The sequence below is a fragment of the Roseiconus nitratireducens genome (assembly GCF_008629675.1).
Classification (GTDB): domain Bacteria; phylum Planctomycetota; class Planctomycetia; order Pirellulales; family Pirellulaceae; genus Stieleria; species Stieleria nitratireducens.
The window spans coordinates 125,001-150,320 of sequence record NZ_VWOX01000005.1; the positions used below are offsets into that span (position 1 = coordinate 125,001).

The 25,320-nt window shown below is 60.5% G+C and carries 24 protein-coding genes (1 of these 24 cut by a window edge); 9 read left to right on the plus strand and 15 right to left on the minus strand.

Annotation, left to right across the window (positions count from 1 at the left end):
* Positions 1-509, plus strand: partial view of an ATPase with chaperone activity gene (locus FYK55_RS10640; RefSeq protein ID WP_235908588.1) — the 3' end only. It extends 1,243 nt beyond the left edge of the window; only the last 509 of its 1,752 coding nucleotides appear in the window; the start codon falls outside the window, past its left edge; the stop codon is at positions 507-509.
* Here the strand turns inward: FYK55_RS10640 and FYK55_RS10645 are convergent.
* Positions 491-1,186 carry a DUF2306 domain-containing protein gene (locus tag FYK55_RS10645; RefSeq protein ID WP_161604425.1) on the minus strand — a complete coding sequence of 232 codons (696 nt, stop codon included), beginning with the start codon at positions 1,184-1,186 and terminating at the stop codon, positions 491-493. The genes FYK55_RS10640 and FYK55_RS10645 overlap by 19 nt on opposite strands.
* A 341-nt stretch (positions 1,187-1,527) precedes the next feature.
* Between FYK55_RS10645 and FYK55_RS10650 the strand changes: the two genes are divergently transcribed.
* Positions 1,528-1,953 carry a hypothetical protein gene (locus tag FYK55_RS10650; protein WP_150076403.1) on the plus strand — a complete coding sequence of 142 codons (426 nt, stop codon included), beginning with the start codon at positions 1,528-1,530 and terminating at the stop codon, positions 1,951-1,953.
* A gap of 9 nt (positions 1,954-1,962) precedes the next feature.
* Here the strand turns inward: FYK55_RS10650 and FYK55_RS10655 are convergent, their stop codons facing one another.
* Positions 1,963-2,685: an RsmE family RNA methyltransferase gene (locus FYK55_RS10655; protein ID WP_150076404.1), complete on the minus strand. Its 723-nt coding sequence runs from the start codon at positions 2,683-2,685 to the stop codon at positions 1,963-1,965.
* Positions 2,686-2,710: 25 nt separating this feature from the next.
* Positions 2,711-4,039 carry an outer membrane protein assembly factor BamB family protein gene (locus FYK55_RS10660; protein ID WP_150076405.1) on the minus strand — a complete coding sequence of 443 codons (1,329 nt, stop codon included), beginning with the start codon at positions 4,037-4,039 and terminating at the stop codon, positions 2,711-2,713.
* A 291-nt stretch (positions 4,040-4,330) separates the two neighbouring features.
* On the opposite strand from FYK55_RS10660, the gene FYK55_RS10665 reads away from it, so the two are divergent.
* Positions 4,331-5,236: a sugar phosphate isomerase/epimerase family protein gene (locus FYK55_RS10665; protein WP_150076406.1), complete on the plus strand. Its 906-nt coding sequence runs from the start codon at positions 4,331-4,333 to the stop codon at positions 5,234-5,236.
* 186 nt (positions 5,237-5,422) lie between these two features.
* On the opposite strand, the gene FYK55_RS10670 is transcribed toward FYK55_RS10665, so the two are convergent.
* The 7 genes from FYK55_RS10670 to FYK55_RS10700 form a co-directional block, all read right to left on the minus strand.
* On the minus strand, positions 5,423-6,598 hold the full coding sequence (locus tag FYK55_RS10670) for a cadherin repeat domain-containing protein (protein ID WP_150076407.1): 1,176 nt from the start codon (positions 6,596-6,598) through the stop codon (positions 5,423-5,425).
* Positions 6,595-8,238 carry a type IV pilus biogenesis protein PilM gene (gene pilM / locus FYK55_RS10675; RefSeq protein WP_150076408.1) on the minus strand — a complete coding sequence of 548 codons (1,644 nt, stop codon included), beginning with the start codon at positions 8,236-8,238 and terminating at the stop codon, positions 6,595-6,597. Before pilM ends, FYK55_RS10670 begins: the two co-directional genes overlap by 4 nt.
* A 180-nt stretch (positions 8,239-8,418) precedes the next feature.
* Entirely contained in the window at positions 8,419-10,128 is a 1,710-nt protein-coding gene (locus FYK55_RS10680) for a type II secretion system minor pseudopilin (RefSeq protein WP_235908589.1), read from the minus strand.
* A gap of 11 nt (positions 10,129-10,139) precedes the next feature.
* Entirely contained in the window at positions 10,140-11,153 is a 1,014-nt protein-coding gene (locus tag FYK55_RS10685; RefSeq protein WP_150076410.1) for a prepilin-type cleavage/methylation domain-containing protein, read from the minus strand.
* A complete protein-coding gene (locus FYK55_RS29655) occupies positions 11,150-11,620 on the minus strand; it encodes a type II secretion system protein (RefSeq protein WP_235908590.1) in 471 nt (156 codons plus the stop codon). Before FYK55_RS29655 ends, FYK55_RS10685 begins: the two co-directional genes overlap by 4 nt.
* Positions 11,617-12,234 (minus strand): pilus assembly FimT family protein, encoded by a 618-nt coding sequence (locus FYK55_RS29660; protein ID WP_235908591.1) that lies wholly within the window; start codon positions 12,232-12,234, stop codon positions 11,617-11,619. The genes FYK55_RS29655 and FYK55_RS29660 overlap by 4 nt, the downstream gene beginning before the upstream one ends.
* A gap of 545 nt (positions 12,235-12,779) precedes the next feature.
* The gene (locus tag FYK55_RS10700; protein WP_150076412.1) at positions 12,780-13,235 is read right to left on the minus strand and encodes a type II secretion system protein GspG; all 456 of its coding nucleotides are present in this window, start codon (positions 13,233-13,235) and stop codon (positions 12,780-12,782) included.
* A gap of 542 nt (positions 13,236-13,777) precedes the next feature.
* On the opposite strand from FYK55_RS10700, the gene FYK55_RS10705 reads away from it, so the two are divergent.
* The 3 genes from FYK55_RS10705 to FYK55_RS10715 all read left to right on the plus strand — a co-directional run bounded on the left by FYK55_RS10705 (position 13,778) and on the right by FYK55_RS10715 (position 17,011).
* The gene (locus tag FYK55_RS10705; protein WP_150076413.1) at positions 13,778-15,271 is read left to right on the plus strand and encodes a hypothetical protein; all 1,494 of its coding nucleotides are present in this window, start codon (positions 13,778-13,780) and stop codon (positions 15,269-15,271) included.
* 457 nt (positions 15,272-15,728) lie between these two features.
* A complete protein-coding gene (locus FYK55_RS10710; RefSeq protein ID WP_150076414.1) occupies positions 15,729-16,238 on the plus strand; it encodes a hypothetical protein in 510 nt (169 codons plus the stop codon).
* On the plus strand, positions 16,238-17,011 hold the full coding sequence (locus FYK55_RS10715; protein WP_150076415.1) for a class I SAM-dependent methyltransferase: 774 nt from the start codon (positions 16,238-16,240) through the stop codon (positions 17,009-17,011). Before FYK55_RS10710 ends, FYK55_RS10715 begins: the two co-directional genes overlap by 1 nt.
* A 66-nt stretch (positions 17,012-17,077) precedes the next feature.
* Here the strand turns inward: FYK55_RS10715 and FYK55_RS10720 are convergent, their stop codons facing one another.
* Complete coding sequence (locus tag FYK55_RS10720; RefSeq protein ID WP_150076416.1) at positions 17,078-17,440, minus strand: nucleotide pyrophosphohydrolase; 363 nt, start codon at positions 17,438-17,440, stop codon at positions 17,078-17,080.
* Entirely contained in the window at positions 17,437-18,654 is a 1,218-nt protein-coding gene (locus tag FYK55_RS10725; RefSeq protein WP_150076417.1) for an FG-GAP repeat domain-containing protein, read from the minus strand. Before FYK55_RS10725 ends, FYK55_RS10720 begins: the two co-directional genes overlap by 4 nt.
* Before the next feature lie 265 nt (positions 18,655-18,919).
* Between FYK55_RS10725 and FYK55_RS10730 the strand changes: the two genes are divergently transcribed.
* From FYK55_RS10730 to FYK55_RS10740, 3 genes are all read left to right on the plus strand, one after another.
* The gene (locus tag FYK55_RS10730) at positions 18,920-19,507 is read left to right on the plus strand and encodes a MaoC family dehydratase (RefSeq protein ID WP_235908592.1); all 588 of its coding nucleotides are present in this window, start codon (positions 18,920-18,922) and stop codon (positions 19,505-19,507) included.
* A gap of 363 nt (positions 19,508-19,870) precedes the next feature.
* Positions 19,871-21,217 carry a GTPase HflX gene (gene hflX, locus FYK55_RS10735; protein WP_150076418.1) on the plus strand — a complete coding sequence of 449 codons (1,347 nt, stop codon included), beginning with the start codon at positions 19,871-19,873 and terminating at the stop codon, positions 21,215-21,217.
* A 170-nt stretch (positions 21,218-21,387) separates the two neighbouring features.
* The gene (locus FYK55_RS10740) at positions 21,388-22,194 is read left to right on the plus strand and encodes an SDR family NAD(P)-dependent oxidoreductase (RefSeq protein WP_150076419.1); all 807 of its coding nucleotides are present in this window, start codon (positions 21,388-21,390) and stop codon (positions 22,192-22,194) included.
* 27 nt (positions 22,195-22,221) lie between these two features.
* Here the strand turns inward: FYK55_RS10740 and FYK55_RS10745 are convergent, their stop codons facing one another.
* The 3 genes from FYK55_RS10745 to nadA form a co-directional block, all read right to left on the minus strand.
* Positions 22,222-22,428, minus strand: coding sequence for a hypothetical protein (locus tag FYK55_RS10745; protein ID WP_150076420.1), 207 nt, complete (start codon positions 22,426-22,428; stop codon positions 22,222-22,224).
* On the minus strand, positions 22,406-23,242 hold the full coding sequence (locus FYK55_RS10750) for a hypothetical protein (RefSeq protein ID WP_150076421.1): 837 nt from the start codon (positions 23,240-23,242) through the stop codon (positions 22,406-22,408). Before FYK55_RS10750 ends, FYK55_RS10745 begins: the two co-directional genes overlap by 23 nt.
* Before the next feature lie 609 nt (positions 23,243-23,851).
* The gene (nadA, locus tag FYK55_RS10755; protein ID WP_235908634.1) at positions 23,852-24,955 is read right to left on the minus strand and encodes a quinolinate synthase NadA; all 1,104 of its coding nucleotides are present in this window, start codon (positions 24,953-24,955) and stop codon (positions 23,852-23,854) included.
* Between the last annotated feature and the right edge of the window lie 365 nt (positions 24,956-25,320).

The following is a 25,320-nucleotide window of genomic DNA, read 5'->3' on the forward strand; positions in this document are numbered from 1 at the left end:
AAGCCCCCCTGCAATTGAAAAGCAATTGCGGCACGCTGGTCATCGACGACTTTGGCCGTCAAAAAATGCGAATCGACGAACTGCTCAACCGCTGGATCATCCCGTTGGAAAAGCGCTATGACTTTCTGAACATGGCCAGCGGGAAAAAAATCCAGGTGCCGTTTGACCAGTTGGTCATCTTCAGCACCAACCTGGAACCGAAAGACCTGGTCGACGACGCGTTCCTGCGACGGATTCCTTACAAGATCGAAGTCGAAGATCCGCCGGAGCAGGACTTCCGAAAGTTGTTCGAAATCATGTGCCGGGTCACCAAGATGCCTTACAACCAAGAGGCCATCGACTACCTGATCAAGACGCACTACTACCCGGTTCAGAGGCCGTTCAGAAACTGCCAGCCACGTGACTTGCTGCTACAGGTTCGCAACTATTGCCTGTACAACAACCTGAAGGTGGAACTGAAGAACGAGTACTTTGACTTCGCCTGCGAGAACTACTTCTCGGTGATGTAAACCGGCGTCGTCCGGCCGACCTTGTTCCCGGCCGAATGCTGCCCGGCGCCCAGTGTCAGGCAGCACTCGAGTATCGCCAGTGGCAGCAACCAGCTCAGCCACGCCGAGCATTGGTAGGCGGTTTCGTGACCCAACGGTGTCCGAATCAACACCATGTGAATCAGGCGTAAGAACAGCGCCGATGTCATGAGGACGTAGCTGCGCGCCATCCAGCGGCCGTGCTCTTTCCAGCACCCCCGCCCCGCCGCACGCCAGCCCGAAAACGTGCTGGCCCATGTCAATAAGCTGATCAGGGCAAAACAGATCACGCTGCTCCAGCCGCCATAGGCGCGGGTCGACATGACCAACCCGCCCGGTGCCACCCACAACAGCACCAGCGCCGCGTACAGCTGCCCCAAGCGCCGATGCATGCCTGGAAACCGTCGCCGCAGGCCGGGTAGAAACTGCAACACGCCACATAGCAACGCCACCGGTGCAGCGAAAATGTGCGAGTAAAACCCCAAGAAGTAGCCGCTGGAAAAAAAGAACTCCTGCTTGTTGCTCAGGAACCCTTCTTGGAAATCGGGGACCAGGTAGCGTGGATACGGCGTGACGATCAGCCAGGCCAGGTAAGCGACCGCGCATCCCACGCCGGCCAGCACGCCGTCGCGCCAGGTCAACCATCGAAAGGGTCGCATCGATCGATTCATGAGCGCGTGCCAAGGGACATTGCCGGTACCAGAGCAATCCGGAACCGTGAAAGGGCCGGGAGAAGACTCCAGATTGCCCTGGATTCTCCGCAACTGCCAGCTTGCAAACGGTTTCCGCCAGATCTTTGACAGTGTTTTTACAAGACAGAGGCCCGCGGTCGTGGCCGTTCAGGGTAGCTTGATGCCTATTGCCTTCCCCTGACCAAGCCCCTCCCTGCCGGGCAAAGCGAAGACCCGGTCGACGATCCTGAGCACTCGATCAGGGACGCCGATCGGAACGATCACGATGATCACAGGGAGCCACCGACCTCGAGGCCATGGAGACGATCATGTCCGGACCACCGAACCCAACCAACGACCAGGAACAAAACGAACTGGAGAGCGTTCAGCCGTATCGCACCCCGACCGAAACCGACGCCTCCATCGCCATGCCGGCGAAACGCTCTCGATGGATAGCGATGGCCGTGCTGGGGACGTTCCTGATGGTCGGCGTGGCCGCTTCCGCGTTCCTCCTGAGCCCTTCACAAGAAGTCATCGACTTCAACAAGAACCGAGTTCCCGTTCGCGAGATCGAAGATTTCGGCGCCAGTCGCATCCCCGTCGAAGACCTGGAACGGTACGAGGCCAACCCCGGCGAGACGCCACCACCGTTGACGCCTCCCGATGCTGTCCCGCAGGCCACCGGAACCCCGCAGGCCGCCGGCACGCCACAGGCCACCGGTACGCCACAGGCCACCGGTACGCCGGTGCCTTGATCGCGCGGTCTACGCGTTCTCCGCTTCGCGGTGTCCGGCAAGCCACACGGCCAGCACGGTGGCGGCCGTCTCGATTCGATAGATCCTCGGGCCCAAACTGATCTTTTCGATCGCCGCCGCTTCGGCCCGTGCTACTTCTTCGTCGCTGAATCCGCCCTCCGGACCAACCATCGCAGCGACGGGCGTGCCGTGAGCGAAATCCTCCGCGATCGGCCCCGATCCGCCACTCGGATGGGCCATCCATTGACGACCTTCAAACGGCTGGTCGACGTAGGCCTGAAAATCCCGGACGGGACGGATCTCCATCAAGACGTTCCGTCCGGACTGTTTGCACGACTCCACCACGATGCGCCGGAGTTTTTCCAATAGGGCATCCGTCGGCGGTCGCTGCGTCCGCTCACAAACCAACGGTGTCAGGCTGCGAACGCCCAGTTCACAAAGCCGTTCGACCATTTCTTTAGCACGATCCGGTTTGGGCAATGCGACCGCCAGATGCAGCGGTCCGGCAAGCTCTCGGTCGACCGCGGCGGGCGGATCGCATTGGCAAACGCAGGTCCGTTTGTCGATCGCCTGAATCGTCGCCTCCGCCTCGTGCCCCTGACCGTCAAACAGGATCACGCCGTCGCCGACCTGCGCACGCATCACGCGTGACGCGTGTTGCGCCTCCTGGTCCATCAATTCGACCAGCCCGCCGGCAGCGGGAAGTGAAGGACTGTAATACCGGCGGGTCATCCGAAGCTCCGCTCGCTGATCCGTCTCAACCGTCGATCCGATAGAACGCTTCGGCGGTTCGCCAAATCATCGCACCGTCGACGACCGCCGGGCTGGCCATGATCTGTCCTTCCAAGTGGTTTTCTGCCAGCACCTGGAACTCGCGCCCCGTCGCGATCACCGTGATGTCGCCCTCGTGGGAACCGAGGTAGATGCGGTCGCCCACCAACAACGGTGACGCGCTGTACTTGCCTCCGATCCGTTCCTTCCACACGGTTTCGCCGGTCGCCGCACCGAAACAACTTGCGATCCCGTTGTCTTCGATCACGTACAGCAGTCCGTCGTGCAGGATCGGAGAGGGTTTGGCCGGAATCCCGCTGCGTACGGTCCACATCACGTGGGAATCCGTGACGTCGCCCGTGCCATCAACCCGAACGGCCCACAATTGCGGCTTGCCGAAACCGGTGCAGAAATACACGACGCCGTCCGAATAGACCGGCCGCGGAACAACCGAGAACCCCTTGCCGTGTCGGACCTTCCAGATCTCCTCACCGGTTTCGCTCTGATAGGCCACGATCCACTGCGACCCCATGCAGATCAGCTGCTCGCGGCCCTTCGGGTCGGTGATCTTGATCGGCGTACAGTAGGACTTTTTCTGATCCCCGGACGGTGCATCCATTTGTGGTCGATCCGTCTCCCAAAGGGTTTCTCCTGACTTCTTGTCCAGCGCCGCAACGTATTGCCGTTCCATCCCGTCCTGGATCAAGATCAGCCGGTTCTGGTCGATCAGCGGCGAGCTACCCGGGCCGACGGCGTGGTCCAGTGGCAGACGCCGATGCCACAGAATGTCGCGGCTCTGGCGATCGATACAGAACGTGCCGTACGTCCCGAAGTGACAATAAATCTGTCCCCCGTCGATGACGGGAGTCGGCGACGCATAACTGTTCAGAGAATGAATCGGATCGGGACGATCAATCTGGGTCAGTTCGATCGTTTCCCGAAGCGAACCGGTCTTCAGATCCAACACCAGCAGCTTCAATTGAATCGACTTCGCGACAGCCAGCTGTTTGAATTTCTTCTCTTCGATCCCGGCCGATTTGAGCAGTTCCAATCGCTCCGTTTCACTGGGGAAAACCTCGACCGCGGTGGTGGCCCAAATCTCGCCATCGGCGATCACCGGAGAGGACCATGCTTTTCCGGGAACCTCGGTTTTCCAAGTCACTCCCGATTGCTCACCAAATTCCAGCGGCACGCTTCGCCCGGAAACGATGCCATCGCCCTGGGGCCCTCGAAACTGGGGCCAGGGCGTGTCGGCCGTGCAGACCCGAGGTGCGGCGAAGACAGTCAGGGCGAGAACAAAGATGAATCGACGCATGGGCGGTTCAAAGCGAGTTGGCGAAGGAAAGACGAACCGGCAATCGCGAGTTGCGATGCGCCGGGCCGTTTGCCGTGGTGGGTCCCCCCGGCCGCGAGGCAGGTGCACCGTCACAAATCGGTGCCGGCCAGCCAATCGGTGCCGGACGACCAATCGTTGACGGACAAGGGGGGGTGGCAGTTTCGGCCGCAGTATAGCCGAACCGCTCCCCCGTTCGGAAACATCCGCGAGGTCACGACGCTAAAATCGACCAATTCGCTTCGCTCCCACCGCCCAAGACGACACCCTCGGATGTTCCAACGCAGAACCCTTCTCACCGCGACCGCCGCCGCGACAGCGTGCCGTTGCCTCCCGTCCGCTCACGCCGATGCCGACGGTTTCCAGTTTCGCTACAGCCTGGCATCCTGCATGTACGGCTACACTCCGATCGAACAAATCCTCCCCGAGGCGAAGAAATGTGGTGCGACGGGAATCGACTTGTGGCCCAAAGTTCACGGCAATCAGCGGGAGCAGTTGGATGAGATGGGCGAAGAACATTTCACTGAACTGCTCAACCAGCATGAATTGAAGCTTTCGATCATCACGCAGTACAAGCTGGGCCCGTTCGGGATTGACGATGAAATCCGGCTGGCGGGACGCCTGGGTTGCCACACGGTGGTGACCGGCGGTCAAGGTCCCAAGAACCTGAAAGGCGCGGAACTGAAAACGGCGATCGCGGATTTCCTCCGCCGCCTGGAACCGACGCTGAATCTGGCGCGAGATCACGGCGTCCGCCTTGCCATCGAGAACCACGGCAACAACCTGATTCACGATGCCGATTCACTCCGCTATCTAGCCGACCTGGGCCCGCGCGACGCGATCGGGGTCGCCCTGGCTCCCTATCATCTGCCCCAAAACCCGGAGCAGATTGCGTCACTGATCGAAGACGTCGGGGACTCCCTGTCGGTGTTCTATGCGTGGCAACACGGCAGGGGGAGCACCAAGAAGCTGCCCAAAGAACAAGAGCTGTTGCAGATGCCCGGCCGCGGCGACTTGGACTTCGCGCCCCTGGTTCGATCACTGGCCCGGATTTCCTTTGCCGGTTGGACTGAGATCTTCATGCACCCGGTTCCCCGAGGCGTTCCGATCCTGGACAGCACGGCGGCCGTGACGGAAGAAATCAACCGCGGCCGCAGGTATTTGGAATCCCTGACCTAGGTTCGCACCGGAGTCGCAAAGCGACGACAGCCCCCTGCCGACGGCGCAAGCCGACGGTAACGGTTCCCCCAATCGCCTCCAGCCGCGAAGCGGCGACAGCATCGCCTAATCCGCGAGAAGAGCGGCAATCCTCCCATCGCTCCGCTGGCGAAGTTAAGCAGCGACCGCGTGACCTTGAACGCTCGACTACGACCCGGATTCCACAGCCGACTTCAAGGTGCCGCCGCTGGTCAACGTGACGGTTCGATCACCGATGTCGATCTTGACATGATCGGAATTGATTTCTCGAACCACCCCGCGAACGCTGCCGATTTCGAATTCGTCACCCACGCGCAGCTTCAAGGTCTTACCCCGCGTGCGAACATTCATCCACGCCGTCCAGTCGTTGGCTCCTTGCACCAGCCCGGTCAGGTAGGTCTGCTTGGCGTCGTCGAACTCCGGTTCCACCTCCGGCTCTTCTTCCTTCGGAGGGGGCTCCACAATCTTCACCACCAGCGACTGTTCCACCGTTCGCGTGGGGTAGCCGCTATCGATCGCTTTGACGACCACATCGAACTGCTTCAATTCATCGGATTGCACTCGGAGCGTTCCGCTGCGGGGATCCAACGAAACCGAATCCGGCGCGTCGACCAACTCGTACGTCACGGTCTGGCCCTCGGGATCTTTGAAGGCCAGCGGAAAAGCTTCGTTGCGTCCGACGGTCGCTTGAAGCGTCCGGTCACCGCTGTACGACGGAGCCTTGTTGGGCGGTTCAAACAGGTTTCGGTTCAAGATCGGTTCGGAGTACGCCACCGATTTGGGGTCCACACGCCAGGAGTCCGTGGTGGGTTCGACCGCGTCAACCGGAGCGTCGTTCAATGACATCACATCGATCATCAGGTCCACGGACAGCCCTTCACCGGACTTGATCGGCTTGATGTTCAGCTCGCGAATTCGATGCAAGTAATCCTTTGCCTGGACATCGTGTATCAGAGCAATGATCTGCGGCATCTGCGCGACGCCGGTCAGCTGAAACGACATCTGGTGATACAAATCAGAAACAGGCGTGATTCGGTCGGCGCTGACCTTGGCGGCGCGAATATTGTGCTTTTCAACGATGTCAAACAACCAACGCTGGTAGGTGCTTCGCGCCTGTTCGGTGTCGCTGGAAACCGACCGCACCAGGTATTCGCCCATCTGGCGGTCGGCAAGCGCGCCCTGGTTTTGCTTTTCCATCAACCGCATCCGCTGGTCCTCCAGCGATTGCAGGCGGTTCTGACGCGTGTCGATGGCCGTTCGATACTTGTTGAATCCCCACTGTCCGATTCCCAGCACGAACAGCCCGCCAACCAGGATCGCCAAAATACGTTCTCGCTGGTTCATGACGTCACCTCCGTTTGACCTTCGTCGGTGGTCGGAGCCTCGGCGGAATCGCTTTGGGGTGCATCGCTGCCGGCTTCAGAGTCTTGTGCTTCACTCTCCGAATCGGCTTGCGAAGCATCCGACGCCGATGCCGACTCGGTGTCGGTCGTCTCCGAATCGCCCGCGTCGTCGGTTGTCGCCGGAGTCGCTTCCGCGGCGGCAAACATCTCCGCCATGCGTTCGTAGCGGGTGTTTCTCAGATCGCTGCCCGTCACCATGATGGTCTCGGTAAAGTCCCAGCGGTATTCGCCGCTTCCCTTCTGCTCCTGCGATCCCTTGCCGACCACGCTGTGATTGGCATCGCGGAGTGCGGCTTCCATCGCGTTGATCACGTCCGGTTCGGACACAGCGCCGGAAATCTGCAGTTTTCCACCGCCGCCGCGTGTATCGGCGGTCGCCGAAAGGGTTTCGACGATCAGCTTGTCACTCGGCGGAGCCTTTTCCGCAAACCGCCGGATTTCATCCAGCCAGTTGACGTCGCTGTCCAAAAACGCGTCGATGCGCTCCGTGCGGGCGATGCTCGTGTCGGCAGCCTCGGAGAACGGCATCAGCAGATTGACCTCGTTGGTCGCGTTGGCGATTCTTCGGTCCCAGTCGGCAAGCCGCTTGTAGATAAAGAAGCCGATCAGAAAGACGGCCACCAACGGCGCGGCGATCAGCAGTGCCCGACGCAGCCGATCCGGCTCCGCTTCGACCCGTTCCCGTGGGTTAAGAAAATCGATCAGCGTTTCCGGCGCCGCTTCATCGCTGGCAAGCAGGCCCACCAGCGGAGCCAAACGCCCAACGTGTTCGGGCATTTCATTTGAACTGACCTGACAATCCACCAGGCTGAACGGGTCGACGGCGATCACGTCGTCACAATCGACCGTTTCCTTGATGACCTCGACGTCGCCGGCGTGAACCGCCTGGGTCCCCCAGACAACGATCCGGTCGGGCGTGGCGCCTTGGGCGCAAGCCACCATGGTGCGTCGCAATTCGCTGGACAGCGCCCGGCGACGTTGCGGCTCGCTTGAAGGAAGTTTCACCGTCCGCACAAAAATCACTTTGCCTTGCCGGGCGACGACCAGTTCGGCATCGTCGGCCAGCAAATCAATCATCACGCACACTTCCGGTGTCCGCGTCCGCTCCAAGTACAGCGACGCGGCGGCCAGGGGACGCAAAGCGACCCGCTTCAGATCCAGGTCCGCGGTCTGGCAAAGCTCTTTGATCTTTTCCAGGTCTGGCGGACCGACCGCGGCGGCAATCAACGTGTTGGCCTCGGGCGTGCGACCGGTCACCAGGTAATCCACAATCGCTCGGTCGCTGGCCGACGCGAAGCTACGGATGGCCTGGTAGCGGACCATGTCCGGGAGCTCGTCTTCCGGAACGGGCGGCAACTGCAACTCTCGCAGTTCCGCCTTTCCGCGCCCGATGGCAACCAACACGTCGGTCTTCTGCAGGCCGAGCTCGTTCACCAGCGAGCGGAGCTTTTCGGACACGGAGTCGCCTTCGGCCAGGCGAACCAATTTGGCATTGGTCACCTGAACCCGCGATCCGGAGCAGTTGGCGACGACCAACCGCAGTTCGGAGGCGTCGTAATCAAGGGCAATTTTTTTTGGCATACCGCTAGTTTAGCTCGAAGGATTCGATCCCAGCGCCCGGTTCAGCGGGGCTTGACGAAAAAAGGCAGGTCGTTGTTGGTTCCGGGAGCGCGGGGGACGGAACCGGACGCCGTCACCGCTCACCGGAGCACCGACGGCCACGTGCGAAGGCTCTGGCACGCTGCACACGCTGCAACGGGATCACGGCACGGCACCGGTTTCCACCATGGCATTACGGATCCCCAGGACGGAAAGATCGAACGACCGCCCGAGATGGCTCAGATCCCTGTACATCACAATCTTTGGGTTCACCGTGGTGGCGTCGATGATCACTTCCTGACGATGGGCCAGACCGGACGATTCGAAGTATCCCACCACCTGGGCGCGGTACACATCACCGCCCCCGGTCAACAACGGCAGCAGAGATCGCATTTGATCCAAGGTCACAATCCCCTCGACCAACGGCCACGTTTCGAAGTTGCGATTTGCATCGTCCTCGGACGACGCACGAGCCTCCAAAATCAGCTCCACCTGTTCCGCATCCAACAGCGGAATGCCATACAACATTTCAGCCGGGCACTCATTCAAGTTGATTCGTCCGGGCATCGTCGGTTCGTCGCTGGTGGACAGCGCGTCCATGATCAGCGGCAGATACGACGGTGCGGTCAACAGACTGAACGGGCTGCTGTACCGCACCGCGTTGTCGCCTTGACCGATCGTCACGGTCGCGTCGATCAAGTCCAACACCTGATTCAAGTCGGTTCCGCCGCCACCGGACAGGTCCAACTCTTCCAGCAAATCGCTTGTCCAGACGCCGCCATCGCGGGCGGAGTCGTTGTTACCGCCGTTGCCTCCGCCTTGCTGTTGTCCCTGGTTGGGCTCCTCTTCGCCCCCGGAGGCCAACGCGTTCAACGACGCGGCGGGAGCACCGGCGATGCGATAGGCACAGATGAAGCTCGCGAACGTTTCGTCCTCCAACGCCGCGTTCAAATCTTCGTAAAGCACCTCCAGATCGTCGGCGTTGACGTTGATCCGAAACGAACCGTCACGACGTTTATTGGCTTCCCTTCCGTGCACGGTCAGGTAGGCAGCCAGGCCCAGCGCGCCCGGCGTGTCGACGGTCACGCTGAACCGCTGTTGTTCATCGGGATCCAGCACGCCGTTCCGATTGGCGTCGGCGCCGAACAACAACGTCGGCGTCATCCCCCGGACCAGCAACAATTCTTCCACGCTATTGATCGGACCGTTGGCCGGTTCGTAGGGCGTTGGCAGCGTCGTGTAGTACTCCAACTCGGCTCCGTAGGGACGTGGCTCGTCGTCTTCGTCCAGCCAATCCATGATGCAATCGGCCAAATCGGGCGTCATCCCGGGCAACCCCAGCAGCAGCGACGTCGCCAGCGAATCGCTTTCCAGGCTGGCGTCGGCATCCTCCTCGCCACCCGAGGCGTCGCCCATCAGACTGACCGCCGCCATCAGCCCCTGTGAGTTTTCATCCAGAATGGTGAGCGTGTTGACATTCAGGCGTGCCGATTCATCCTGCAACCCGAACCGGATTCCTGAAAGCGCCCCCATCTCATTCAGGTTGGGAGCAACGACGGAGAAATTGCAAACGTTGGCGGAGTCCTGATTCGACACCGCAATCGCCTGGAACAGATTCGGATTGTTGAACACACCGCCGCTCTCGTCACGAACGGTGGGCGGTTCAGAGAGTATCAATCGGATCGCCTGCACGCCCGACTCGCCGGCCACGCGGGCGCGCACCATGTCTCCGGACAGGTACGCCGCATCATCGTAGGCCACCATCATTCCGGTGAAGGAATACACCGACATGGTCGCGACAACGACCACCAGCAGCACCAAGACCAGGAAAAAACCGCGGCGCGCATTTCGCGCATTTCGCGTCGTACTCACTGAACGCTTCATCAGATTCCCGCCTCCGGAACGCCCGTGTCGGTTTCTTCCAACGTGATCGGCTGGGCCAAGGGCAGTTGAACGACATGCCGAAACACCCGCGGCTCTTGCTCGGCGGCGTCCAACGCAGAGTCTCCGGCCATGGTCATTTCGATCTGGACGGCCAACGGCAGTTCGCCCAGTTCGTCGCTGTTCCATTGGATCTGCCAGGTCACGCCGTCCCAATAAGAAAACTCGATCGACGTGATCTCCGGGGCGATCACTTCGCCGGTCTGGCCCAATGAAGCAACGTTCCCGGAGGTAATCGCGAATGCGGTTGCGGCACGATCCAACACCCTCCGCACCAGCCCTCCGCTCTCGCCGGACTCGGAGGGGTCACCGACCGCCTGAGAGCTGCCCGTCAGCGAATCATCCACTCCAAGATTTCCCGCTCCCTGCACGTAATAGGTCACGGTCTTCACGTCGCTGGGAAGATCCGCCAGGTTGCCTGGATCGGCATCCAGCAGGACGTTGTACTCCTCCAAACGCGGCAGACGGCTGGTATCCATCTGGATCTGGTACTGGTTGCCGATCAATCCCGGAGATTGCAGAACCGCTGTCCCGGCGGTCAACGTTTCGACCGTTGCCGGTTCTTCTTCGGCCAGGGCGGGATCGTCCATGCCGGCGGCCTCCATGTCTTCCTGGCTCTCCTGGTCAGTCGAACCGCCGCCACCACCACCGCCGCCGCCTGCTCCACCACCGCCAGCGGACGCGCTGTTGGACAGCAGCGTTGCCAGGGCCGAGGTATCGATCGGTTCGGAATGCAGTGAGGCCCGCAGATCGTCCTCAATCATTTGAATGACCGCGGCGGCCAACATGGTTTTGCGCATTTCAACGTCGCTGCTATCCATGTCTCGCGCGTAGAAACGGAACGCGGAGTTGATCAACGTCATCAGGACCACGGCCAGGGACAACGTCAGAAAGAGTTCCAACAGCGTGAAGCCGCTGCGAACCGGCGCGGAAGAGTTTTGACGATCGTTTCTCATATCCCGGCCTCCGCACCGCCGCTGGCAATTTCCTCTCGGGCCGCCAACTCTTCGGCCTCGGCCGTTTCCAAACCCAACAGCGGATCGATGACCCAGCGGTCGAGCGCGTAATTGGCCAGCGTTTCCTCGCCGTTGTTCCCTAAAGCCTTGACGGCGACGCGCAGCGACAGCAATCCATCCAAACGCCCCGGCATGACTTCGACGGAGTACACAAAACTGCCGGCCGATTGGCTGTCGAACGATTCGATCGGTGCGTCAATGATTGTCGCCGGCGATTGGCCGGCCTGGATATTCAACAACTGCTCATTCAATTTGCTTTGGCACAGCACTCGCGCCGTCGCCAGCGCGCGGGCCTCGCGGGCGGCGCTGACGCCGGTCCGAGCCAGCTGGGCCAGGATCGCCAGGGACATCCCCAGGATCGAGAGCGCCAGGATCATCTCCAACAATGAAAACGCGTTTCGCTTCACGGATTCGGCCCCACGTCGCTGACGGTGACGTCGCCCGTGATGCCACGCATCTTGACGGTGATCTGCCCGTGAACCGGATGCGACAGCACCACCGAAGCCGTGCTGGTTGTGCCATCGGGGTAGAACAGGATCGGTTGGCTGTATCCGCTGACCTGATCGCTCAGCATCGCCTGTTGGATCTCGGCCGCACGCGCCGCCGAAACGACCGAGACACTGCGCACGACGATCTCTTCCGGCAATTTGACCTCTCGGATCTGCTCCTCGTTTTGAATCACCGGAGTGATCTGCGCTTGCTCGGCTCCGGAGAGCAGCGCCGATTGCGAACCGGTCTGGTCCACCGCGTTGACCGCGTCGGTCATCGAGAAGTATGGGCGCACGCGAATGGTGTCCGATTCCAACATCGCATCGATCATCAGAATCCGCCCCTGCCGCATGGCATCGACGCGCGCCAACATGAACTCTTCGCGGATCTGGCTGGCGCCACGGACGATTCGTCTGTCTCCCAGCAGCCACGCGACTTGCGGAATTGCGATCGATGCCAGGACCGTCATGATCACCAAGACGAGCAACAGCTCCAAGAGCGTGAAGCCGCGCTCGACGCGGGGACTCGCCATCGGGCGTCCCGAAGCAGGCTGTCCCCATGCAGTTTCCCTGCGGCGCACCGTTTCCCTGCGGCGCACCGTTTCCCTGCGGCGCAAAGTTTCGCTGCGGCGCATCTCGCCAGTCGGCAACTCGCGGGTGCGTGAATTCGGGCGAAGTGCGGTTGGCAGGGACACCGTGAAAACCTGTGAAAAAGCGTTGACCCTCCGTGAAGGTCCATCGTCTCGGGCGGGTTGTCTTGTGCCGGCGTCGGTCGACCTCCCTCGCCGGCCTCGCTTGGCTGGGTGGGGCCAGACCTTTCGGGGCAGCCAGCATCTCGGGGCCGCCAGCATTTCGGACCCGACCGCATCATCGGTCCATTGTCTCGGGCCAGTCGTTCGACGTCGGCCTCTTGCGAACCACAAGGGACTCAAGCGAGACGATGCTGACCAGAGGATCGATGCCGAAGATCGGAAAGGCCCCGGCGTGGCGGCCGACGAACTCTACCGACGGGCTCGACAGGCAGGTTCTACCGGCCGGCAGATTTTACCGGCCTGCCCATGCGACCCGCTCAGCAAGATCAGGGAGTGACGGTGATGTCGTCCTCGGTGCTCATCTGGCCATCGATCCCGGCACTGCGAAGCTCGTAGCTGTTGCCGTTGACCGTGTAATTTAGCTCATTGCCCCAAGCATCCTTGGGAATTTCCGTGATGATCGGCGCGACCCACTTGGCTTTCTTGGCGGCATCGGACGGTCCGTCACGCAGCTGCTCCAACGTTTCCGGCAGACCATTCATACGGATCTGGTACATGTCAATGTTCTGCTGCAGCATTTTCAACTGCGTCGTGGTCGCATCCACGTTGGCCGCCTGGCCCGTTCCGACCACGTTGACCGCGACGATGCCCCCCAGGACCACCAGGATGGCCAGCACGAGCAACAGCTCCAACAGGGTGAAAGCGTGACGAGCCGCCGCGCGACGCCGGGCTTGAGATCGGCGACACGGTCGCGTGGAGACGTGGGAAGATGCAGAAATCATGGGCCTGGCAATCGGGAAGGAGGTTTTCAGGAAGGAATGCGGCGCGGGCGGGAATGCCCGTCCGAAGTGCCGCGACCGTCAGTTTCACCCTGGTTGCCCGGTATCGAATGCCGGTCAACCTCGCGTGCCGTTGGACCACGTGGGTCGCCGAAGTGACGCGAAACCTGCCAACCGGGGGGCACGGATTGGGCGATGTTCTCAGTAGTGTAACCGTTGGTCGATCAAAAGGTTTCGCATCGAACCGCATCGGTCAAGCGGATTGGACCGCTGATTTTTGCTGTTCGCCCGACCGCCAGAACCACGTCTACCAGGGCGTCGTAACAATTGATGCCGGCCGACCGACCGTTTTTTCCACTGCGACCCGATTCGGCCGGTCAGGTATTCTGGGGCAGAAATGCTAGAATGACGTAGACTTCTGAATATTCTGTGGATCGGTCCCCGCTTCCCCGCCGCTGTTAACTGTTGGCGAGGTCATCGGTGATCCGCTCGTCCAATCTCAGATTCTCTCGCTTCCCCTCCACTATTCGCTCGGAACTTTTGCCATGGCGGCACGCGACGACTCAGTGATTCGCGGCAGTTTGATCACCTGTTTGATTCTGCTGGTTCTCTCCCTGGCGCTCAACTTCATCCTCTGGCGTTGGGGTGACACACAGGCCACTCAGGAGCAGTCCAAGAGCGATCAGTTGGCCAACGCTCAGAACGAGATCCGCTCGTTGGAGGAGAACGCGATCCTGTACAAGGCGATGCTGGGGATCGGCCAATTGTCAGAAGACCAATACGAAGCGTTGGCCACCAGCAGCAGCGGCGACGCTGACCTGGATCAGATTTCGACGCAGTTCTACCGCGACATGCAGGTGTTTGGCTCCGACGTCGGCATGCAAGACCGCAACTATGCCCGGCTTCCGGAGTACTTCACCAACACGATTCGGTTGCGAAACCAGTCGTACAGCCAGGCGCGTGACGAAGCAGCTCAGATCCGGACGCAAGCGGAAACTGACATCGATGCCGCCCGCACCGCCCAGCAAAAAGCCGAAACGGAACGGGAGAACCTGGCCAAAGAACTGGCTGACGAGCAGTCCCAGTTTGCGACCTACCGGAACGACATGCTGCAAAAGATGGAGCAGGCCAAGGACAGCAAGACAAAGAGCGAACGTCGGCTGCAGGAATTGCAACGTCAAGCCGGATCGGAACGCAATCAATTGACCCAGAAAGCACAGTTGCTGGAGAACACGATCGAGACGCAGAAGTTGGAGCTCAACCGTCTCCGCTCCGATCGGTTCGAAAACGTCCAAGGCGAAATCCGTTACGTGCTGCGTGGCGGCAACATCGTGTCGATCAACCTGGGTTCGGCTGACGCTCTGCGTCCCGGCATCACCTTCGGCGTGATCGATCGCGACGAAACCTCGCGGTTGCAGGATGCGAACGTGAAGGCGTCGATCCAAGTGACCAAGATCCGCGGCCCCCACCTGGCCGAAGCCCGCGTCGTGGCGCAACCCGCGATCGGCAACCCGATCATCGAAGGCGACGGCGTTTACTCTCCCTTCTGGGCACCGGGACGGACGGTTCGCATCGCTTTGGCAGGTGATATCGACATTGACGGTGACGATCGTCCTGACAACGAAGCGTTGGAAGGCATGATTCAAGCCGCCGGCGCCGAAGTGGCCGCGCGGGTGCTTCCCTCCGGCGAAATCGAAGGAAACTTGGATGCGGGTGTCCGCTTCATGGTGGTCGGTGAAACGCCGGACCTGGGCGGCCAAAACGAAGAACAAGCCGCTTCGGAAATCGCCGCGATCGGCGTCGCCAAGCAGAAAGCGACCGAGTTGGGCGTCACCGTCATCCCGGCTTGGAAACTGCAAGAGTTCCTGAGAACCCTGGACGATTCGCTGACGACGCCGCTCGGTTCCGCCGTCCGCGGCGAGGACTTCCCGCCGGAAGCGGTCCCGGGACCCTCACGTCGTCGACCGGTGGATCTGCCCAAAGAGTTCCTCGAACAGCGCGACAACATGCAGCGGAACAACGAAATCGTCCGCCCGTAGCCGGTGCTTGGTGATTCCCGCCGGTGGTGAAACACCCGCTGCCGCTCTGCTTTCTTTACCGCGACGCCGAAGGCCCCATCCGGTCTTCGGCGTCGCCGCTTGAGGGGCAAGTGCCCCGGGCGATTTGAACGTTCCGCGGGGCAAGGCCGGCAGTGCCGGCGCGTGCAGTGCGTTCCCGGCCGGGAGCCCGGGAACGAGGCGGGCGACACGCGCGTGCCTTGGATTGATTCTCCCTGGTGCCCTTGTTCCAAGGCTCTCGCCTTGGAACAAACTGCTTTGCAGGCTCCGCCTGCAAGCTCCCTAATGTGATACGACGCCACGGCAAACTTTCGCGGTTGAACGGGCGTTTGCAATCGTTGCCTGCCCCGGATCTGCACCAGCGTGTCCGTCGGGTAAACTGGACGGTTCAGCGTCCCATCCCGCGCCGTCCGTCGCGTTCCCACAAAGAGGTCGACCCATGGTTGTGCAGCGTCTCGCCATCGCCTTCATCTTGCCACTCGCGATTCTCCTGCCGACCGATCGGGTCGGCGCCCAAGAATCGAACGATCGCGAAACTCGACTGGCTGAGTACCTCAGTCAAACCGAGTTCGTCGGTAAGTTCACGATCGACGGCCAGGAATCGCCCCCCAAGACAGAAACCTACACCATCAGTTCGTGTGAAAAGTTGCCCACGCCCGACCTGTATCGATTGAAGGCGCGGATCAAGTATGGCGACATCGACCAGGAAGTCCCCCTGGACCTAAAGATCCTGTGGTCGGGCCACACGCCCGTGATCACGCTGGACGCCATGTGGATTCCCGGGATGGGGACTTTTGATGCCAGAGTGATGATCCGGTCGGGACGTTACGCGGGAACCTGGCAACACGGAGATAAGGGCGGGCACCTGTTTGGAAAAATCGTTCCCATCAAGGGTGCCGATGAACCGGCACAGCCGAAAGACTCTCCCGCAAGTGGTGAAAGCGAGTAGTGGCTGACTGGTACAACTACCCGCAATACTTCGACATGCTGTTTCGCGACGAAACACCCGTCGAAGTGGAGTTTTTTCAGCAAGCCTTTGAGCGATTTGCTAAAGGCCCTGTCAATCGAGTGTTCGAACCGGGGTGCGGTAGCGGGCGTTTGGTGGTTGCCATGGCCGCCAAAGGCTACGACGTGACCGGTTTGGACCTTAGCGATGCGATGCTGGACTACATGCGTCGAAAACTGCGGCGGCGCAAGCTGGACGCCACCTGCATCAAGGGCGACATGACGCGGATCGAAACGTCTCAGCCCTACGACGCCGCGTTTTGCACCTACAACACGTTTCGCCACCTGCTGACCGAGCAAGACGCCCTGGCGCACTTGCGATCGATGGGCGATGCGATTCGGCCTGGCGGCTTGTACATCCTGGGGATGCATTTGATCCCGGAGGAGGAGTACGAAGCGGTCGTTGAGCGTTTCAAGATGCGCCAGGGGGGCACCACGCTGTGGACCACGATCAGCGTCCCTGAAACCGATCCGAAGAAACGATTGGAAACGCTGCGGGTCGTCCTGAAAGCCGTGCGTGCCAGCGGGGAAACGATTCGTATCCGCAGCGAGTTTCCGCTGCGACTTTACACGCCGACGCAATTGAAACGGCTGCTAAAGAAGGTGGACGATCGATTCGAAATCGTCCGGTCGTTCGACTTCTCCTACGACATCGACGACCCGTTGCCGCTGGACAAAGAATTGATCGAAGCCCTGGTGGTGCTGCGACGCAAATGATGCGAGTCGGCGATCGGTTTTGTCAAAGAACATGTCGCAACCTTGATGTCGTGCACCGACACGCATTCAGGACAGCTTTTGGTTGTTCCGGTGCCGGTCGCGATCCCGATTGGTTTTCTTGTCCAGGTTTCGCCGCAAGGCATCCGTCAAATCCACGCCCGACTGGTTGGCCAAGCAGATCGTGACGAACAACACGTCGGCCAGTTCGTCGCCCAGATCTCCGGGGACGTCGGACGACTTGTAGGTTTGCTCGCCACAGGTGCGAGACAGGATCCTGGCGACTTCGCCGACCTCCTCGACCAATTGAGCCAAGTTGGTCATCTCGTCGAAGTAGCGGACACCGATCGTCTGAATCCAGTCATCGATTTGCCGCTGCGCCTGGCGAAGGGTGATGTCCTCCGAAACCGTTTCCGATTGGCCGTCGCTCATTTCGCCAACAACAAATACGTTCCGCTCTTTCCGGCAACCGCCAGATCGACTTTCTGATCGCCGTTCAGATCTTCCGCGACGATCTGAAGTCCGCACCCGACATGTCCTTCGTCGATCGTGTACCGCTGGAACGACTTGTTCGTCGGATCCCAGGTGTAGTAGTACAAACACGGCGGTTCGTTGCCGCCCGGATCCTTGCTGTTGTGGGCGTAATAGCGTTTGCCGGTGATTAATTCTTTGTTGCCGTCACCGTTCAGATCGGCCCAGGCCAATGTGTGCGGTTGGCTGTAGCTGGAATCGATTTCGTGCTGGGTGAACGAGAGCTTGCCGGTTTCTTTGTCCGGGGCCGTTTGCTCCCACCAGTACAGCCCATAGTCATGGCCGTTGCCCAGGATGAGATCGCTGTCACCGTCGCCGTCCAGATCGGTGACGATCATGGGGAGCGAACTGTGCAAATCCCAATCGGCGTGGAACGTCCACTCCTGGCCCCAGGGATCGGATTCCGGTTGTTCGTACCAGCCTTGGCCGACCAAAACATCCTTCCGCTGGTCACCGTTCAGGTCTCCGACGGCCACGCCGTGACCGTTGGCCGTTTGCCCCAGAGCGTGGGCGGCCAGCGCGTACTTGGCTCCATCGCCCGACTTCTTTTCACCGGCCGCCTTTTCGCCGCCGGTCGTCGGACGATCCACCAACCGATAGACCATCATCGGGCAATCCTTCTTCCAACTGTTGACGATCCACTCGGGGCGGCCGTCGCCGTCCAAGTCCTCGAAGAGCTGTCCTTCGTTTTGCGATTTCCGCGTGTCTTTTAACAAGTGTTTCGGCCATTGCTTGCCAAGACGCAACGCCTCGGGGCCGGGGTTCTCATACCAGTGGACTTCCGTCGGCAAGAAAGATCCAGCCACCACATCCGGCAGCCCATCCGCATTGACGTCAAACAGATAATCGCCGTTGCTTTCGACGTAACCGTTCCAGTCGTCGATGTTTCGCAGCGGGCGTGCGGCCCAATCGCCGCCGCGAAACCATTGGCGGCCGGCGACGAGGTCGGTTTGACCATCGCCATCGACATCTCCTGCGGTGATTCCCTCGTTGGCATCCAGTGCCAGCATGCGAATGGAAAACTCGACGGGATCTTTGGCAACGGCCTTCGACGGACCGCCCCCAAATAACGACAGTGCCGTCAAACCGATACAAGCAATCGAAGATCTCAACATGGTGGGGAGCCGAAACGGAGGAAGGGGGCGGGGAACGGCACCGAAAGTGGGCCGGAGGCGGTGGACCGGAGCAAGCCGAACTATCTTACTGAGTTAGCCGATTTGCCCCAATCCGATTCACCGGCATGGATCTCGCAACCTAAAAATACCGAGAAAAAGCACGAAATTCCAGCTTTTACGAGGCTTCGGCGGTGTCAAACATGCACGGGGTGCGGCATGATGGTGACGCTCATATCAGCGATTCCCGGATCCAATCAAGGTAGACGTGAGTTTATTTATCGATTCCTCCAGCACGGAACGCGGGCCCAGCTCCGACGTCGCACATTCGCCCGCTCCTGCTGCCACTTCGGCGAACGGAAAACGGGTCGATCATCAACGAAGCGTGATTGCGAAGGTCGACGAACTGGTCTACGCGGAGGACCTGTCGACCGGGCTTTGCTGGACCAGTGAGTTCCGACGCGTTACTGCGGCGGACGTTGCCGATTTTGCCCGTTTGACCGGTGACAACGATCCGTTGCACCGCGACGCCTCGGAATCGTCCCCGTTCGGACGCCCGATCGCCCACGGCTTGCTCGGCCTGAGCATCCTGGCAGGGCTGGGAACCCGATACCCGAACGCGTCGACACTGGCACTGGTGGGCATCGAGGACTGGGAATTCATCGCACCGGTGTTTTTTGGCGATTCGGTGCAAGTGCGAAACGAAGTCGTCGACGTCCAACCCCACGGCCGCCGAGCGGTCCGCGTACGCTGGCTCCGACAGCTGATCAATGACCAGGGGCGGGTCGTCCAGCAAGGACACTTTATCACGCTGGTTGGATCTCGGTCACGTATCGTCAGCTCCAAGCCTCGCTAGCTTCGGTCACACGAGTCTCTCACACCGCCGCTGCTCCGCCCCTCCCCCGACGGCGGAAAATCACGTGATGGCGAGTACAACGACGGGCAACCGGCCCAGTCGGATCCGAGATCGGCGAACCTTTCGTGGCGAGCGTCCGTCAACAACAGTGTCGTTGCTCGGGGCCAGCGGTCAAAATTGCGTTTTCCGATCCGCCCGGGGACGAAAACAGAATGATTTGGCCGGCAAAATCCGGATTGGTTGACCAATCCGTCCTCCGCCCCGGCTCGTTTGTCCCGACCGGGCGATTGATTGGCCCCCGCAGGGCGGTCAGCTATAATGCAGTTAGTCTTTCCGCCCCCATCCCGGAGAACGTTTTTCTAAGTGCGAGAACCATACCAAGTCATTGATGACGCGCCCGAACGCAGTGTTCTGGCTCGATTGATCCTGCCAGACATGGACGTTCCGGCTGACCCGCTGGAAGAACTTCATGGGCTGGCGACGACCGCCGGCACGCAAGTCGTTGGCGAATTGATTCAGCGACGGGCCGCGGCCGAACATGGAACATATCTCGGCAGCGGTAAAGTCGAAGAACTGCGGCTGCTGGTTGAAAAAACTCAGGCCGACGTGGTGGTCTTCGACAATGATCTGACTCCGGCACAGACGCGGAACTTGGAGAAATCCACCAACGCGAAGGTGATTGATCGCACGGAGTTGATTCTGGACATCTTCGCGGCCGGGGCGAGGACGCACGAATCCCGCCTGGCAGTCGAATTGGCGCAGCTGGAATACTCCCTGCCCCGACTCAAACGGATGTGGACCCACCTGTCGCGGCAAGCCATGGGCGTCGGGATGCGTGGTCCGGGGGAGAAACAGCTGGAAGTCGACCGGCGGCTGGCCCAAAAGCGGATTCACGACCTGAAGCAGGAACTGTCCAAGGTCGAATCGCGTCGACAGCGTCAGGTCGCTTCCCGGGTCGAAGCCCCCACGGTATCGCTGGTCGGCTACACCAACGCCGGCAAGAGCACGTTGATGAACGCGTTGACCGAGGCCGGCGTTCAATCCGCCGACAAGCTGTTTGCCACATTGGACACGCGAACCCGCCGCTGGCACTTGCCGGATTGGGGGACCGTCCTGCTGAGCGATACGGTGGGATTCATTCGCGACCTGCCGCACTCCCTGGTGGCCAGTTTTAAATCCACGCTGGAGGAAACGCGTCAGGCCGACTTGCTGCTGCACGTCGCCGATGCGAGCAACCCCAACGTCTTCGAACAGATCAGCGCCGTGTACAAGGTGCTCAGCGAGCTGGAAATCGAAGAAAAGGACACTCTGCTGGTCTTGAACAAGATCGACGCGATTCGCTCGCCGGCAATGCTCAATCGTGTGCTCGATCGATACCCCAACGCGATTCCGGTCAGCGCCCGCAGCAACAAGGGACTGGAAATGCTGGCCGATGCGGTCGGCGAAGCGCTGGGGCGTGAATTCCTGGACGTGGTCGTCGAAGTCGATCCGGGCGACGGCAAACTGTTGGCCTACCTGGCCGCCAAAGGCGAGGTGATGTCGCAGCAGTTCTCTCCGGACGTGGTGCACGTGCGAGTCAAGATGCCCGCGGCCATGATGGGGCCGGTGCATCGGTCCGCAAAGTCGGTCCGGGAGGTCGATCGCAGCACCGGCACGACAACCGAAGCCGCCGACAAGTCCTCGGCGGCTCCCGCGACCGACGTTGCTTAAAACCCGACGACTGTCCCGTCGTGAGTGCCTCCATCATTCACGACGGAGACGGTCACAGGCTCCCGCAGATCGCACGCCCAGCCGTCGACGAACTCGCCACAGTGCAGATCGCGACTCACCCGATCGCCGCCAAGGCGGGACCTTTCACGTTACCGGAATAAGATCTCGCCGTGCCTCGCTGGAACCCCCAAGACAAGCTGGCGGTGGTCACCGGCGCCAGCAGCGGCATCGGTCGCTGCTTGTGTCGCCAACTGGTGGGACTCGGATGCCGCGTGATCGCTGTAGCGCGACGGCAAGACAAACTGGAAGAGCTGCAACAAGAGATCGCCCAAGCGTCCCCCGAGGCCTCAGAACGGCTGTTGCTGCTGACCGGAGACATCACCGAGGGGTCGACACGCGAGCGAATCCGGGGGGCGATTCAAAGCCAGGGAGACCGACTGGACCTGCTGGTCAACAATGCCGGGATTGGAGCGATCGGACCGTTCCTTGACGCCTCGCCGTCACGGCTTCAGCGGGTGATGCAAGTCAACTTCCTGGCGCCCGCCGAACTGACTCGGCATCTGCTTCCGTCACTTCTTCGCAGTGGCGACGCCGTCATCTGCAACGTCGGCAGCGTGCTCGGGCATCGGGCGGTCCCCGACAAGTCGGAGTATTGTGCCAGCAAATTTGCGATGCACGGGTGGAGCGATTCGCTGCGTGCAGAATTGGCCGGTTCGGGCGTCCAGGTCACGCTGGTAAGCCCCAGTACGACCAAGAGCGAATTCTTTGATTCCCTGGTGGAAACCGACGCCGGGACAAGCTCAAAAAGCTTGGGAAGCTGGACTCCGGAACGCGTCGCGAAGGCTACGGTCACAGCGATCCGTCGTCGGCGTGACGAAGTGATCTTGAGCGTCCCAGGAAAGCTGTTGGTCTACGCCGACCGCTGCTGTCCGCCGCTGATGAACTGGCTGCTGAAGAAGCGGCCTAACAAACCATGAGCCCCCAAGTTTGCCGCCCCGGAGGGGTCAAGCCAGCTGTTGCCAGTCCGCCGACTCGATCAGCTGGACGACCGGTTGGGCGCTGCGGGTCCGGAAATAATCCGGTGCCCAACGTCGCAATTCGATCCACATCGCGATGACCGCGATCAGCAGGAACACCATGCTCAGAATCAGCATCACGGTGTAAATGCTCGGTGGCTGCTTGCGATTCTCACTCGATGGAAGTGTCGACACGGTCACCCTCCAGAATAAATCCTTCGCTGTAGTCTCGCATGATCTCCGCCACCGCACGGTTCGGCTCGGTATCAAGCACTTTCAAGCGGCCGATGTAACGATCATCACGCGTTACTTCCAATTCGTGACCGCTGCGGAGCCCATCATCCGAGCCGATCGAAACCTCGACCAGCGACTTGGGACGGTTGACGACCAGCACGTTCCCGTTGCGAGCCGGCGGCGCGCCGTCCAACGGAGCGTCGGGATCGATTCCCATGTGGTCGGCGACTTCCCGGAAACGGGTCAGCTCTTTTTGCAACGAGGTGTTGCGAACTTCCAATTCCTGGCGAACGCCACGCAGTTCATTCAGCCGGTCCTGCAGCACCAACGTCTGGGCGAACAGCTCGTCGCGGTTCTGTTGCTCGTTGCGAACTTGCTCACGAAGCTTTTCGGCCGTCTCGGTCAAAGTCTGCAACTCGGTGGCCCGAATTCTGTCCAGCTGCGCCAAGTTCGAAAGCTCACCTTCCAGAGTCTGCACCGAGCTGATCCGCAGCTGCAGTTCTTCTTGCAATTGATCCAGTTGCGTTTGCAGTGCGGCCAAGGCGGTCCGACGAGCCACTTGCTCGCGACTCAGGTCGGCCAGGGCGCGCTGTTTGGCATCTTCCAGTTGCTCGTTCTGCCGCGAGATCGCTTCGATTTGCTCTTTGTAACCGGCCGGTCCCAGGACCACATTTCGCCAGTTTCGGTGCGACGCATTGACCGCCAAAGCCAGGACCATGAAGGTCAGGCTGAGCAGGAAAATGACAACGGTAAACGACTTCCCAAGTAAGGTCATTTTAAGGGCTTTCCTTTGACAGAAGCGGTCCGGTCGGTGTGTCGGTTGAATGAACGGGGAAGCGACAGCATGCCGGATTCATGGGCCACGATAAGCCGATTGCCCAGGACGTTTCGCACACTCAGGCCGCTGGGGCTGCTTTGCTAGCCAGTCGAGCGCGTTCCCGGAAGTATAGTTACCGCAAAAATCAGGTGTCAACGAAATCGGCATGAAAAGCGTCAATCACCCAGTTTGCCTTAACGGAACCCTGGTTTTCAGGTCCATCGGATGAACCTGAGAGGGGTTTGCGGGTCGTAACAGCAGACCACCACGTCGCCACGGACGCCGGTCGCTGCGTGGGACCACAACCACCCACCTCCGTTACCAATCGGCACAAACTCCGGAAAACTCCAAACCGTTTTAATCGGCAACGTCGAATCCTAAGTGACCACGCAGCGTCCGTGCCCCGTGTCTGTTCGTCGAAGTCAGTCGTCGAAGTCAGTTCGTCGAACCCGTGACCGCTGCCGAAGGGGTCAGACGTCCAGAGGGGTATTCATTGAACTTCGCCCGCCTGCCTTGATCAGCGGTCCACTGCCGACGGCCTGACACCACCCAGCGGACGGGCACGCGTCATTTCACCGACAGCATCCGTTCCAACGCCACCAGACTCCAGCGGGTCACCTCTTCGGGAACCTCAATGGTGTTTACGGGCGTTCCGTCCCGGAGGTTCTCCAGCGACCAGCAAAGGTGCGGAAGATCGATGCGATACATCGTCGCGCACATGCACACGACGGGACTGAGGAAATGGATTTCCTGCTCCGGGTGCTCGGCCTTCAATCGATTCACCAAGTGCAACTCCGTCCCAATCGCCCACTTCGTACCGGCCGGACTCTCCTGCACGGTCTTGATGATCAACCCCGTACTTCCGGAGACGTCGGCCAGGTCATTGACTTCGCGCGGACACTCCGGGTGCACCAGGATCTTGATGCCGGGATGTTGCTTGCGGAATTGATGGACGTGTTCCGGGCGGAACATCTGGTGCACGCTGCAATGCCCTTTCCACAGAATCACGCGGCTGCGTTCCAGAGCCTGGTCGTCATTGCCGCCCAATTCCATTTCGTAGGGATCCCAAACGGGCATCTGATCTTCGGTAATCCCCATCTTCAGTGCCGTGTTGCGTCCCAGGTGCTGATCCGGGAAGAAGAACACTCGGTCCCCACGCTCAAAGGCCCATTCCAGGACGGCCTTGGCGTTGCTGCTGGTGCAAACGATCCCGCCGTGCTTGCCGCAGAACGCTTTCAAGCTTGCGGCGCTGTTGATGTACGTCACCGGGATCACGCGATCGGTGTCGATCACCTCGGACATGTCTTCCCAGGCGTCCTCCACTTGGGCGATGGCCGCCATGTCCGCCATCGAACATCCGGCCGCCATGTCGGGCAAGATCACGCGAACCCGCTGCCCGCCGCGGCTTTCCAGTTTCTCCGGCCGGTTGGCGAGAATGTCAGCCGTTTCGGCCATGAAGTGCACGCCGCAAAAGACGATCGTCCGACAAGCGTCACTGGCCGCGGCCATCTGTGACAGTTGGTAGCTGTCGCCCCGCAAGTCGGTGTGCGCGATGACTTCGTCCTGCTGATAGTGGTGGCCCAGGATCAACAGTGAATCCCCCAACTGCTTTCGCACCGCCTCGATTCGCCCGACAAGCTCCCCCGTTTCCAGCGTCTTGTACAAGGACAACGGATGCTTGGCCTGGCAGTTGTCTTGTTCGACCGAACCAGGCGAGACAGTTACCGAAGGGAGTGGTTGAGAAGTCAAGTTGGTGCTTACGAGTTGAAAGGTGAATGACCGGAACGCCAGCTTTCGGGAGACGCAGATGCCCACGACCGACCGGGAGGACACGGGCGGAGCACAACTCGCTCCCCCCTTTGCCTGTTGCAAGTATAGCGCCGCCGTGCAGCGGCGTAAAACGCCCGCGGGCCGGACGTCACCACCCAAAGCGTGCGGGGGGAATCGTCAGGCCCTGTCTGGCAGGCCCTGTCTGGAACGTCGCGAAACCCTGTCGCTGCCGTCGGGCAGGACATTCTCACGTTTTCGACGCGGCG

What these genes read in the sequence shown, in the direction of transcription:
- FYK55_RS10750 (WP_150076421.1), bottom strand. Translation starts at nt 23,242, where the DNA reads ATGACCTTACTTGGGAAGTCGTTTACCGTTGTCATTTTCCTGCTCAGC.
- FYK55_RS10685 (WP_150076410.1), bottom strand. Translation starts at nt 11,153, where the DNA reads ATGAGAAACGATCGTCAAAACTCTTCCGCGCCGGTTCGCAGCGGCTTC.
- FYK55_RS10650 (WP_150076403.1), top strand. Translation starts at nt 1,528, where the DNA reads ATGTCCGGACCACCGAACCCAACCAACGACCAGGAACAAAACGAACTG.
- FYK55_RS10645 (WP_161604425.1), bottom strand. Translation starts at nt 1,186, where the DNA reads ATGCGACCCTTTCGATGGTTGACCTGGCGCGACGGCGTGCTGGCCGGC.
- FYK55_RS29660 (WP_235908591.1), bottom strand. Translation starts at nt 12,234, where the DNA reads ATGGCGAGTCCCCGCGTCGAGCGCGGCTTCACGCTCTTGGAGCTGTTG.
- pilM (WP_150076408.1), bottom strand. Translation starts at nt 8,238, where the DNA reads ATGCCAAAAAAAATTGCCCTTGATTACGACGCCTCCGAACTGCGGTTG.
- FYK55_RS10660 (WP_150076405.1), bottom strand. Translation starts at nt 4,039, where the DNA reads ATGCGTCGATTCATCTTTGTTCTCGCCCTGACTGTCTTCGCCGCACCT.
- FYK55_RS10665 (WP_150076406.1), top strand. Translation starts at nt 4,331, where the DNA reads ATGTTCCAACGCAGAACCCTTCTCACCGCGACCGCCGCCGCGACAGCG.
- FYK55_RS10710 (WP_150076414.1), top strand. Translation starts at nt 15,729, where the DNA reads ATGGTTGTGCAGCGTCTCGCCATCGCCTTCATCTTGCCACTCGCGATT.
- FYK55_RS10705 (WP_150076413.1), top strand. Translation starts at nt 13,778, where the DNA reads ATGGCGGCACGCGACGACTCAGTGATTCGCGGCAGTTTGATCACCTGT.
- FYK55_RS10725 (WP_150076417.1), bottom strand. Translation starts at nt 18,654, where the DNA reads ATGTTGAGATCTTCGATTGCTTGTATCGGTTTGACGGCACTGTCGTTA.
- FYK55_RS10670 (WP_150076407.1), bottom strand. Translation starts at nt 6,598, where the DNA reads ATGAACCAGCGAGAACGTATTTTGGCGATCCTGGTTGGCGGGCTGTTC.
- FYK55_RS10700 (WP_150076412.1), bottom strand. Translation starts at nt 13,235, where the DNA reads ATGATTTCTGCATCTTCCCACGTCTCCACGCGACCGTGTCGCCGATCT.
- FYK55_RS10655 (WP_150076404.1), bottom strand. Translation starts at nt 2,685, where the DNA reads ATGACCCGCCGGTATTACAGTCCTTCACTTCCCGCTGCCGGCGGGCTG.
- FYK55_RS10720 (WP_150076416.1), bottom strand. Translation starts at nt 17,440, where the DNA reads ATGAGCGACGGCCAATCGGAAACGGTTTCGGAGGACATCACCCTTCGC.